The sequence below is a fragment of the Serratia sp. A07 genome (genome assembly GCF_058725505.1).
In genome coordinates this window covers 2,501-4,125 of the sequence record NZ_JBZXDO010000096.1, presented here as the reverse complement: position 1 = coordinate 4,125, position 1,625 = coordinate 2,501, and the positions used below count along the sequence as shown (strand labels likewise).

The 1,625-nt window shown below is 54.7% G+C and carries 2 rRNA genes (1 of these 2 cut by a window edge); both read right to left on the bottom strand.

Annotated features, from left to right (window positions below):
- Positions 1–4 precede the first annotated feature (4 nt).
- Positions 5–119, bottom strand: a 5S ribosomal RNA gene (rrf, locus tag AC4PR2_RS27905).
- 125 nt (positions 120–244) lie between these two features.
- Positions 245–1,625, bottom strand: a 23S ribosomal RNA gene (locus tag AC4PR2_RS27900) (it continues 1,499 nt past the right edge of the window).

The following is a 1,625-nucleotide window of genomic DNA, read 5'->3' as shown; positions in this document are numbered from 1 at the left end:
TAAACCCTGGCGATGACCTACTCTCGCATGGCTTGAGCCACACTACCATCGGCGCAGCTGCGTTTCACTTCCGAGTTCGGGATGGGATCGGGTGGTTCCACAGCGCTAATTTCACCAGGGAGGCTTTTGGAGAGTCGCACTCGTCCCGAGGGACAAGGCGCCAGCCTCGCATAGTTCTTGTGACGTAGCGTGCACTTGGATGCTCTTACGACGCTGTCGTAAAGCCAAGGCAACTTGAGGTTATATGGTCAAGCCTCTCGGATCATTAGTATCAGTTAGCTCAACGCATTGCTGCGCTTACACACCTGACCTATCAACCACGTAGTCTACATGGTTCCTTCAGGGGGCTTGTGCCCCGGGAGATCTCATCTTGAGGCGCGCTTCCCGCTTAGATGCTTTCAGCGGTTATCGCTTCCGAACATAGCTACCCGGCAATGCCACTGGCGTGACAACCGGAACACCAGAGGTTCGTCCACTCCGGTCCTCTCGTACTAGGAGCAGCCCCTCTCAAATCTCCAACGTCCACGGCAGATAGGGACCGAACTGTCTCACGACGTTCTAAACCCAGCTCGCGTACCACTTTAAATGGCGAACAGCCATACCCTTGGGACCTACTTCAGCCCCAGGATGTGATGAGCCGACATCGAGGTGCCAAACACCGCCGTCGATATGAACTCTTGGGCGGTATCAGCCTGTTATCCCCGGAGTACCTTTTATCCGTTGAGCGATGGCCCTTCCATACAGAACCACCGGATCACTAAGTCCTAGTTTCCTACCTGCTTGATCCGTCGATCTTGCAGTCAAGCACGCTTATGCCTTTGCACACAGTGCGCGATGTCCGACCGCGCTGAGCGTACCTTCGAGCTCCTCCGTTACTCTTTAGGAGGAGACCGCCCCAGTCAAACTACCCACCATACACGGTCCCCGACCCAGATAATGGGCCCAGGTTAGAACGTCAAGCACGACAGGGTGGTATTTCAAGGATGGCTCCACTGCAGCTAGCGCCACAGTTTCATAGCCTCCCACCTATCCTACACAGACGAACTCAACGTTCAGTGTAAAGCTATAGTAAAGGTTCACGGGGTCTTTCCGTCTTGCCACGGGAACGCTGCATCTTCACAGCGATTTCAATTTCACTGAGTCTCGGGTGGAGACAGCGCCGCTGTCGTTACGCCATTCGTGCAGGTCGGAACTTACCCGACAAGGAATTTCGCTACCTTAGGACCGTTATAGTTACGGCCGCCGTTTACTGGGGCTTCGATCAAGAGCTTCGCCTTGCGGCTGACCCCATCAATTAACCTTCCAGCACCGGGCAGGCGTCACACCCTATACGTCCACTTTCGTGTTTGCAGAGTGCTGTGTTTTTGATAAACAGTCGCAGCGGCCTGGTTACTGCGACCCTCGGTAGCTTGTGCTCGCATGAGCCACCACCAAGGGTGCACCTTCTCCCGAAGTTACGGTGCCATGTTGCCTAGTTCCTTCACCCGAGTTCTCTCAAGCGCCTGAGAATTCTCATCCTACCCACCTGTGTCGGTTTACGGTACGGTCTGCGTAAGCTGAAGCTTAGGAGCTTTTCCTGGAAGCGTGGTATCAGTGACTTCGCCATAAAGGCTCGTCTCGGTGCT